The organism is Acidobacteriota bacterium (assembly GCA_030774055.1).
In the GTDB taxonomy this organism is placed as follows: domain Bacteria; phylum Acidobacteriota; class Terriglobia; order Terriglobales; family Acidobacteriaceae; genus JACPNR01.
Map to the genome: position 1 here is coordinate 1 of JALYLW010000013.1, position 9,466 is coordinate 9,466.

A 9,466-nucleotide genomic window follows, 5' to 3' on the forward strand; every position below is an offset into this window, starting at 1 on the left:
GGCGCAGGTAGAAGTCCACGATGGTGCTGGACGACAGCGAGTTCAGCGCGGCGCTCAGGTTGCTCATCGCCGCTGCTAGGATGGCCGCGATCAGCAGGCCGGAGATGATGTGCGGCATCTGGGTGACGATGAATGTGGGGAAGATGCGGTCGGAGCGCTCGAAGGCGAGCAGTGGCGGAAAGATGCGGTAGAAGACGAACAGCATCGCGCCGACCATCAGGAAGAGCGTGAACTGCACCAGGACAAATACGCCGCTCGAGAGCAGCGCCGTCTTGGACTCACGCTCGGTGCGTGCAGAGAGCAGGCGTTGGACGATGAGCTGGTCGGTGCCGTGACTGGCGGTAGTGAGGAAGGTGCCGCCGATCAATCCGGCCCAGAAGGTGTAGGGCGTGGCCATGGACCAGCGAAAATCGAAGACATGGAATTTGCCGGCACCGCTCGCGATCTCGACCACCGTGTGCCATCCACCGGGAACGAGATGCAGGATGGTGTAGACGCCGACGAGCGTGCCGCAAAGGTAGATGGCCATCTGCACCACGTCTGTCCAGATGACCGCGGCCATGCCGCCTTCGAGCGTGTAGATGAAAGTAAGCAGCAGGATGATGGCGATGGACCACACGTCACCGGTGCCGATGGCGATGCCGATGACGATGGACACGGCGAAGACGCGGACACCTTCCGCCGCGGCGCGGGTTGCGAGGAACATCCCCGCGGTGAACTTGTGCAGCACCGGCCCGAAGCGGCGGTCGATGAGCTGATAAGCGGTGAAGAGTTCGCCGCGGAAATATTGCGGGATGAAGACAAAGCTGATGACCACGCGTCCGACGAGATAGCCGAGGACGACCTGGAGGAATCCGAAGTCCTTGTCGTAAGCGAGCCCGGGGATGCTGATGACGGTGAGCGTGCTGGTTTCGGCGGCGACGATGGAGAGCGCGATCGCCCACCACGGCACGCTGCGGTCGGCGAGGAAATAATCGCGCAGGGTGCGCTGCCGCTTGCGGAAGCGCAGTCCGAAGAGCGTGATGCCGGCGAGGTACGCGGCGATCACAACGAGGTCGAGCAGGTCGAGTCCGCGGGCGATGCGCAAGCTCCGTTCGGTAGAAAACACACAGCGAGTCCGCGGGGCGTCAAACGCAAAAGATGTTCCGCGGCAAGGCGCTTATGGTACAAGTTTTGCACAATGCCTTACTACGTCGGCGTCGACGCCGGCGGCACGAAGACGGAATGTGCCGTTGGCGACGACCGTTCGACCCTGGGCCGCTCGACCGCCGCGAGCTGCAAGGTCCAGAGGGTCGGGGAGACTGCCGCACACGCGGCGCTGCACGACGCCGTCGTGCGCGCATGCGATGCCGCGGGGGTGTCGCCGCAGAACGTGGCGCGTACCATGATCGGCATCGCGGGCGCTTCCGACTTGCAACTCGCTGCGCTGATCAAGCGCATGGCGAGTGAGATCCTATCCGGTGAAGTCGAGGTGGTGGGCGATAACGTGATCGCCATGGAAGCCGCGTTCCGCAGCGGCGCCGGGGTGATCACCATCGCGGGCACCGGCTCGATCGTGTATGGACGCAACGAGCGCGGCGAATGCGCGCGCGCCGGTGGCTGGGGGCCGATCATCTCCGACGAAGGTTCCGCGGAATGGATCGGGCGCCGCGCCGCAGAAGCTGCGGTGCGGGCGGTGGACATCGGCCAGACGACCACGGTCACCAACGTCATCATGAAAGCGTGGCACGTGGCCACGCGCGAGGACATCGTGCGTCTGGCCAACGGATTTCCGCGGCCGGAGTTTGCGGCGCTCTATCCGCACCTGCTGGCCGCAGCCGATGCGGGGGATGGAGTGGCGCGCGACATCCTGATGCGCGCCGGCGCCGAGCTCGCGGGACTCGCCAAGATCGTGATCCGCAGGCTGTGGCCGGGACGCCAGTCGGTGCGCGTCTGCGTGGCCGGCGGCGTCTTCGCCAGCTCGACCCTGGTGCGCCAGGTGTTCAGCAACTCGCTGCGCGCCGAGCGACCCGACGTCGCAGTCAACTTCGGCAACGTGCATCCTGTCGCGGGCGCACTGGCGATCGCGCGGCGCGGAGCGCAGACAGCGCAGGCGGCGCCGGCCGGGCCGGCTGGGCATCCGACGCAGAGCGCTCGCTGATGCGCGGCGGCGGCCTGACGGACTAGAATCCTGGCAGCGGACTTCAAATCACGAACCGCGACCCTCGACCCATGACCCGCATGCCAGGCTCATCCTCATCCTCCTCGTCGTCATCGTCATCTTCGCCGTCTGGGGATGCCGCGCCGGGAAAGGCGCGCGCGAAGAAGGCCGTGCCCCTGACCGCGGCGCAGCAGGCCGCGCTGGAAGAGCGCATCCGCAACGCTACCCCGGAAGCGCTCAAGGAGCTGGCCGGATCGGCGCAGCTCGATGAGGACCTCGCACTCGCGCTGCTGGCGCGCCGCGACCTGCGCGGCGCTACCATCGAGGCGCTCGCTAAGAACGGCGTGGTGATGAAACATCGCAAGGTCATCGCTGCGGTGGTTATGCATCCGCGAACGCCGCGGCATATCTCGCTGCCGGTGGCGCGCCATCTCTACACCTTCGAGCTGATGCAGATCGCGCTCACCCCCGCGGTGGCCGCCGACGTGAAGCTGGCGGTGGAAGAGAACATCGTGGCGCGACTGGAATCCGTCTCCGCCGGCGAGCGGATGACGCTGGCGCGCCGCGCGTCGAATCGCGTGGTGGGTGCGTTGCTGCTCGATCGCGACGCTCGCGTGGTCGAGGCCGCGCTGGCCAGCCCGATGATGAACGAGGCTGCCATAGTGAAGGCGCTGATGCGGGAGGAGGCACCTGAGCATTTCGTGGCGATGGCAAGCAAGCACGTGAAGTGGTCAGTGCAGCGAGACGTGCAGATCGCGCTGCTGCGCAACGACAAGACGCCGCTGGCGCGCGTGCTTGCGTTCGCGCAGATATTGCCGACGCAGACCTTGCGCGACGTGCTTTCGCACTCGCGGCTTTCTGCCAATGTGAAGTTGTACCTGCTGGAGGAGCTGGCGCTGCGCGAGAAACGGCCGCTACGGTAGCGGCGGCGCTTTGCGCTGCGTGATGTCCTCGATGGTGGCGACGGCAAAATCCGGCTCGCCCTTGCCGCACCAGCCTAGGCGGTTTGCTGGTCGAAGTGCTCGCGGATCTTTTCCGCCTGTTTGCGCGTGACGACGGCAGAGAGCGCATTCAGGTCGGCGAGCTTGACCGCGCGTTCCGAGCCGAAGTGCTCGAGCAAGCGGCGACGCGTGGTGGCGCCGATGCCGGGGACTTCCAGCAGGTCGCTCGAGCGGTCGCGCATCTGCCGGCGCTTGCGATGGAAGGTCACGGCGAAGCGGTGGGCCTCGTCGCGAATGAGCTGTACCAGGTGCAGGATGGGGGAATGGTGGTCGAGCCTGACGGGCTCGTCCTCCATCCCATGGACGTAGATGATCTCTTCGCGTTTCGCGATAGCGGCGAGCGGTTGGTTGATGACGCCGAGCGATTCGAGCGCTTGCGCGGCGGAGTGGAGCTGTCCGATGCCGCCATCGACGAGGATGAGCGAGGGGAACTTGGCTTTATCCGCGAGCAGCCGCTTGTAGCGGCGCTCCACCACCTCGCGCATGGAGGCAAAGTCGTCCACGCCGATGACGCCGCGGATGATGAACTTGCGGTAATCGGACTTCTTCATCTTGCCATCTTCCCAGACCACCATCGAGGCGACGGTCTCCGCGCCCTGGATGTGCGAGATGTCGAAGCACTCGATGCGCTTGGGCAGCGCCGGCATCTGCAAGGCTTCCTGCAACGCTTCCTGGATGGCGCGCTGCTGGGGCTTGAGCACACGGAAGCGCTGGTCGTAAGACTGCTTCGCATTCTTCCCCACCAGATCGAGCAACGAGCGCTTCTCGCCACGTTGCGGGACGAGGATCTCGACGCGGTGTCCGGATCGTTCGGTGAGCAGCGTTTCGAGCGTCAGCCGGTCCTCGAAATCCACCGGGACGAGGATCTGTCGCGGGACGTACTGCTGGTCGATGTAGACCTGCTTCAGCAGGGCAGAGAAGAATGTTGAGGCGGAGAATGGAAGGGCGTCTCTACCGTGAGCCTCCTCGGCCTGTGTCTCGTCATGGTGCGCCTCAGGGGCGCCCATCTCCGGCAGGTCTTCCCAGAAGAAGTCGCGGCGATCGAGCACGCGTCCTGTCCGCATGTGGAAGAGGTTGACGGCCAGCATGTTGTTTTCGAAGTGGTAGCCGAAGACGTCCGTATCGTCGCCCTCGGCGGCAGCGATGCGTTGCTTCTCCGTGACCTGCTCGACGGTCGAGACCAGGTCGCGCAACTTGGCGGCGCGCTCGTACTCTTGCTGCTCGGCGGCCTGGTCCATGCGCTCGCGCAGCGAGCGCGAGAGATCGCCGGTGCGTCCCTCGAGGAACAGCCGGACATCGCCGACCGCCTGCTCATACTGCTCTGGCGTGGTCAGGTCGCGGACACACGGCCCGAGGCAGCGCTTGATGTAGTACTGCAAACAAGGGCGCGCGTGGTAGCGCGTGAGGTCCACGGTGCAGGAGGGTACGAGGAAATTGCGGTGGATGAGGTCGGTGATGCGATACGCGAGGTTGGCAGGGAAGTACGGACCGTAATAGGTTGCGCCATCTTTCTTCAGCCGGCGCGTGACGTAGACGCGCGGGTAGCGCTCCTCGGTCAGCTTGATGTAGGGATACGTCTTGTCATCGCGCAACAGGATGTTGAAGCGCGGCTGCTTCTGCTTGATGAGATTGTTCTCGAGCGCGAGCGCCTCCATCTCGTTGTCGACGACGATGTATTCAACGTCCACCGCCTCGCGCAGCAGTGAGCCGGTCTTTGCATCTGCGCCGGCTTGGGCGCCGAAGTAGGAGCGCACACGCGCGCGCAGGCTGTTCGCCTTGCCGACGTAGATCACCTGGCCCTCGGCGTTTTTGTAGAGGTAGACGCCGGGGGAGGCAGGGAGCGAACGGATTTTGGCTTGCAGGTCCATTATTCTCCAGGGTCGCCGCAACGCAGTCGCCTCGCCCGCGACGGGCTTGGCTCGGCTGCGTCGCCCCTCACGCTCTGCTCGCGCTGTACGGCGCTCGCTCCGCGCTCACCCGTGTCCTATTCTCCAGGGTCGCCGCAGAGACGGGGCAAGCCCGGTCTCTGCCGAAGGTATCCCCCGGTAAAAATTCTATTATCCAGCCTAAGTCGCGCTTTTTTTGCGCTCGGGCAGCTTTGGATTTGATGCAGCAGCATGGAAGTTGGTCGCTAAGTCTTTGCTAGTCATGGTGTTAGTGAGGGTCTGAGATTCTGCGGATTGGCAGGGCGGTTGCTCTAGTACGTGCGACCGAGGCGTGCCTCGGGCCGAAGTTATACCCGCGAGAGCCAACGTCCTCGCGACGCAAGCGGCGACGCGCGTGGACTCGCTGCACAACACGGTCGCGAACCTAGACAACTACAAGCCGGTGGTCGAGACCAGCGTGCACTTCGGATTCGACCAAGCCGACCTGGCCAAGAAAGCGAAGGAAGCGCTTGACCAGCTCGCCGCCGAGATCCCGAGCCAGAAGCATTTCATCGTGGTGGTGGAAGGCGGAACGGATTCGGTGGGCGATGCGAACTACAACTATCAGTTGAGCGAGCGGCGCGCTTCGTCCGTGATCCAGTACCTGGCGGAGAAGTATCAGGCGCCGGCGCACAAGATCTACGTGATCGGGTTGGGCAAGGACAAGAAGGTCGCCTCCAACGGCAGCGCTTCCGGACGCGCGAAGAACCGCCGCGTGGAAGTCCGGCTGATGACCAACAGCACGGAAGCACCGCAGTCGGCATCGAACGAGCCGCAGTCGTAAGAGTTTCATCGAGCAAGACGTTCATCTCTCCCCCGAGAGGTTTGCGCCTAACAGGCCGTCTCCCTCGAGACGGCCTGTATTTTTGGCACGACCGGAAGCGCGGTAGAATAGAGGCAATGCCCCGTGCCGCTTTACTGGTCGCAGCCCTGCTACTTTCGACGGCTTGGTGTGCCGCGCAGATGGAACCGAAGACCAGCGGACGCGGCAAAGCTCCCGAGTCGCAAGCGCCACCGCGGGCGGTTGACAACTCCAGTGAAAGCTCCAGCCGAGAAACCCAGATAGACCTGAGCGCGCCCGCGAACGGTTACAAGCACGAAGGGGCAGAAGCTGCCACCGGCGTGGGCGAGTTCAAGAAGTACGATCCGCACCGCGCCGACAAAGACCTGGAAGTCGCCGAGTACTACGCCAAGCAGGGAAACTATCGCGCGGCACTGTGGCGCTACCAGGACGCGCTCGAATACAAGCCCAACGATCCCACGACGACGTTCAAGCTGGCGCAGGCATATGCGCAACTAGGACGGCCGCAGCCGGCGGCGCGGTACGTGACGCTCTATATGCGGCTGGCGCCCGATGGCGAGTTCGTGGCCGAGGCGAAGAAGATGCAGGAGAAGTTACAGGCGCAAATCCTGGCCATGGCGAAGACGCCGGAGCAGAAGCAGGCATTCGCGCTGGTGGATGAAGGCGCGGTACTGCTCAGCCGGCACGACTATCGCGGCGCGATCGGGAGGTTCCAAGCCGCGCTCGAGGCCGATCCCGGCAATCAGGACGCGACTTTCTTTTTAGCAGACGCGTACGAGCAGAATGGCTTGATGGAAGAGGCGAGCGAGGCCTACCGCGCCTACCTGCGGCTCGATCCCGACGGTGCGTTCTCCGACGCGGCGCGGATCGCGCTGCAGCATTTGCCCGCGCTGCGCGGTGAAGGCATCCCGGCGAAGCCCGAGCTGCCTACTTCTCTACCTTCAGAAACTCCCCGGTAGTCGCGTCCACCGCGACGCGCAGTTTGGCGTCGGACAAGCTGGTGCCGTAGATCACGTGCCACTTCAACTTGCTCTCCTTGGGCGACCAATCGAGTTGGAAGATGATGGGCTGAGCGGGATCTTTCTTGGTGAGCTTCTCACCGCCATGTGCCTGCGCGACGGCAACGGCTTTGTCGGAATCCTGCTTGAGGAAGTTAAGGTCGAAGGGTTGAGTGTTGGCGTTCGACGGGCTCCAATATCCTTCCGCGTCAGATGCGACGCCGGGAGCGGGTGCGTCTGGCCCGGTGACGCCCGACCACGCGAAGGCTTTTGAGGAGCTGCGTTGCGTGGAAGCGAAGACGGCGCGCCACACCCCGGCTTTGCCCAGCGCCCCGGGAGCGTCCTTGGTGTACTGTGACTCGAGCCGGAAGGGTTTTGCGTCTGCGGCCCAGCCACGCGCGTTGATATAGGCTTTCTGGAAGGCGACGCGGCCGGTCTCGTACTCATTGGCCGCGACGGTGGGTTTGGCCGCGGGCTTGGCGCCGCCTTCCGAGGGGGACTTCTCCGGTTCCGACGAACAACCGGCAAGCATGACGAGGACGGCGAGAGCGAGTAGGGCGGGGTTGTTGCGCATGAGAGTGTCCCTCGGCTGATACGGTGAGTCCAGTGGGCAGACATTCTAAATGAGCGGCTGGCTAAATGAACGGCTGGCAAAATGAAGCAGTGGCTGAATGATGGCAACGGAGGAGCGATGCATCCGACGGTCGAAGCGACTTGGAAGATGATCGAGACGGCGACGGCGGGCATGTCACCGGAGGATCTGGCGCGGCATCCAGAAGGGAAGTGGTGCACGGCAGAGGTGGTGGAGCACCTGCTCATCACATACACCGCGACCACCGCGGGCCTGCGCAAGGTGCTGGCGAAGGGCGCGGCGCAAGGCACTGCTCCGACGCTGAAGAACCGGCTCGCGCAATTCGTGGTGCTCGATGCCGGCCATTTTCCGGCGGGGCGTAAGGCGCCGGAGATGACGATCCCCAAAGGACTCGACCCGGCGCAGGTCGTCCGCGCGGTCTCGCAGGCGCTAGCCGACATGGACGCTGCCATCACCGAATGCGAAAAGAATTATGGCAAGGTGAAGATCGCCGACCATCCCGTGCTCGGGCCGCTGACGGCAACGCAGTGGCGCAAGTTCCACTTCGTCCACGCACGGCACCACATGAAGCAGGTGGAGCGGTTGAAGGCGCTGGCTAGTCCAGCCCGTGCGCGCGCAAGCGCGTGAGCAGCGTCTTGGTGGATATACCCAAACGTTCGGCGGCGGCGGTGCGGTTCCACTTGCAGTCGCGGAGAACGGATTCGAGCTGCGCGCGGTCGTCAATGTTGATGTGGGGCGCGGCAGCGGCGGTGGCTTTGGACTGCAAGGACGACTGCGGCAGGGCCAGGTCGGCGGCGGAGATCTCTGCTGCATTCAGAATGGCGGCGCGTTCCATCAGGTTTTGTAACTCGCGCACGTTGCCCGGCCACGGATAGCGCGTCAGCGCAGCGAGGGCGTCCTTGGCTAACTCCAGCTTCGGCTTGCGCAGCTCGCGGCGCAGGCGCTCGAGGGTGGCCTCCGCCAGCAGCGCAACGTCGCCACCACGCTCGCGCAGCGGCGGGATGCGGATCGGGAAGACGGCCAGCCGAAAGTAGAGATCGCGGCGGAAGCCGGCATCGTTCTCGAGGTCGCGGTTGGTGGCGGCGAGGATACGGACGTCCACCTTCAACGGTCCGGAGCCGCCCAGCCGCTCGATGACCTTCTCCTCCAACGCGCGCAGCAGCTTGGCCTGGACCGCTTCCGGCAGCTCGCCAACCTCATCGAGGAAGATGGTGCCGCCGTGCGCGAGCTCGAATTTCCCGGCGCGCCGCGAATCGGCGCCGGTAAAAGCGCCGCGCTCATGGCCGAAGAGCTCGTTCTCGATGAGCGTCTCGGGGATGGCGGCGCAGTTGAGCGCGACGAAGGGCTTCTGCGCCCGCGGCGAGAGCTGGTGCAGCGCGCGCGCGAACAATTCTTTGCCGGTCCCGCTCTCCCCCAGAAGCAGCACGGTGGTATCGCTGGGCGCGATGCGTTGCAGCTCACGCGCGGCGGCCTGCATGGCGGCGCTCTCGCCCAGGATGCGCGGAAAACCGATGCGCCGCGCGTGCTCCTCTTTCAGCAGGATGTTCTCGCGCAGCAACTGCTGGCGTTCGATGGCGCGGCCGACGAGGCGCTGGAGGTGGTCGAGGTCGATGGGCTTCTGGATGAAGTCATATGCGCCATGCTTCATCGCTTCCACCGCCTGCGGCACGGTGCCGAAGGCGGTCATCATGATGACGGGAGTATCGCGATCGGCGGCGTGGGCGGCCTTGAGCACGTCCATGCCGCTGCCCGTGGGAAGCTTGAGGTCGGTGAGCACGAGCGAGAAGCGCTGGCGATGCAGATGTCCGAGCGCGGCGGCGAGGTCGGCCGCCGGGGTGACGTCATACTGCATGCGTCCCAGCGCGGTGGTGAGCATCTCGCGCAGCTCGGGTTTGTCTTCGACGAGGAGGATCGAATCCATCAGCAGAGTACCGAACACGCCCTGGCACATGCGGACGTTACACCGTTACAACCAGCGTGGTGGTGCGAAGCAGAATGCATAGGCCCC

Annotated in this window: 9 protein-coding genes; 5 read left to right on the forward strand and 4 right to left on the reverse strand. The window is 64.6% G+C overall.

Annotated features, from left to right (window positions below):
- A partial coding sequence (locus M3P27_01330; protein ID MDP9266952.1) for a sodium/solute symporter occupies positions 1–1,087 on the reverse strand: 1,087 nt, incomplete at its 3' end.
- A gap of 93 nt (positions 1,088–1,180) precedes the next feature.
- Here M3P27_01330 and M3P27_01335 point away from each other — a divergent pair.
- Both M3P27_01335 and M3P27_01340 read left to right on the forward strand, forming a co-directional pair.
- The gene (locus M3P27_01335; protein MDP9266953.1) at positions 1,181–2,140 is read left to right on the forward strand and encodes a hypothetical protein; all 960 of its coding nucleotides are present in this window, start codon (positions 1,181–1,183) and stop codon (positions 2,138–2,140) included.
- Positions 2,141–2,211: 71 nt separating this feature from the next.
- Positions 2,212–3,063: a hypothetical protein gene (locus M3P27_01340; GenBank protein ID MDP9266954.1), complete on the forward strand. Its 852-nt coding sequence runs from the start codon at positions 2,212–2,214 to the stop codon at positions 3,061–3,063.
- Positions 3,064–3,137: 74 nt separating this feature from the next.
- Here the strand turns inward: M3P27_01340 and uvrC are convergent, their stop codons facing one another.
- On the reverse strand, positions 3,138–5,009 hold the full coding sequence (gene uvrC, locus M3P27_01345; GenBank protein ID MDP9266955.1) for an excinuclease ABC subunit UvrC: 1,872 nt from the start codon (positions 5,007–5,009) through the stop codon (positions 3,138–3,140).
- A 349-nt stretch (positions 5,010–5,358) separates the two neighbouring features.
- Here uvrC and M3P27_01350 point away from each other — a divergent pair, with 349 nt between their 5' ends.
- Positions 5,359–5,850 (forward strand): OmpA family protein, encoded by a 492-nt coding sequence (locus tag M3P27_01350; GenBank protein MDP9266956.1) that lies wholly within the window; start codon positions 5,359–5,361, stop codon positions 5,848–5,850.
- A gap of 116 nt (positions 5,851–5,966) precedes the next feature.
- Entirely contained in the window at positions 5,967–6,827 is an 861-nt protein-coding gene (locus M3P27_01355) for a tetratricopeptide repeat protein (protein ID MDP9266957.1), read from the forward strand.
- Here M3P27_01355 and M3P27_01360 read toward each other — a convergent pair.
- Entirely contained in the window at positions 6,796–7,440 is a 645-nt protein-coding gene (locus M3P27_01360) for a hypothetical protein (protein MDP9266958.1), read from the reverse strand. The two genes, M3P27_01355 and M3P27_01360, sit on opposite strands and share 32 nt — an antisense overlap.
- A gap of 81 nt (positions 7,441–7,521) precedes the next feature.
- On the opposite strand from M3P27_01360, the gene M3P27_01365 reads away from it, so the two are divergent.
- Positions 7,522–8,085: a DUF1569 domain-containing protein gene (locus tag M3P27_01365; protein MDP9266959.1), complete on the forward strand. Its 564-nt coding sequence runs from the start codon at positions 7,522–7,524 to the stop codon at positions 8,083–8,085.
- Here the strand turns inward: M3P27_01365 and M3P27_01370 are convergent.
- Positions 8,054–9,379 (reverse strand): sigma-54 dependent transcriptional regulator, encoded by a 1,326-nt coding sequence (locus M3P27_01370; GenBank protein ID MDP9266960.1) that lies wholly within the window; start codon positions 9,377–9,379, stop codon positions 8,054–8,056. The genes M3P27_01365 and M3P27_01370 overlap by 32 nt on opposite strands.
- Positions 9,380–9,466: the final 87 nt, after the last annotated feature.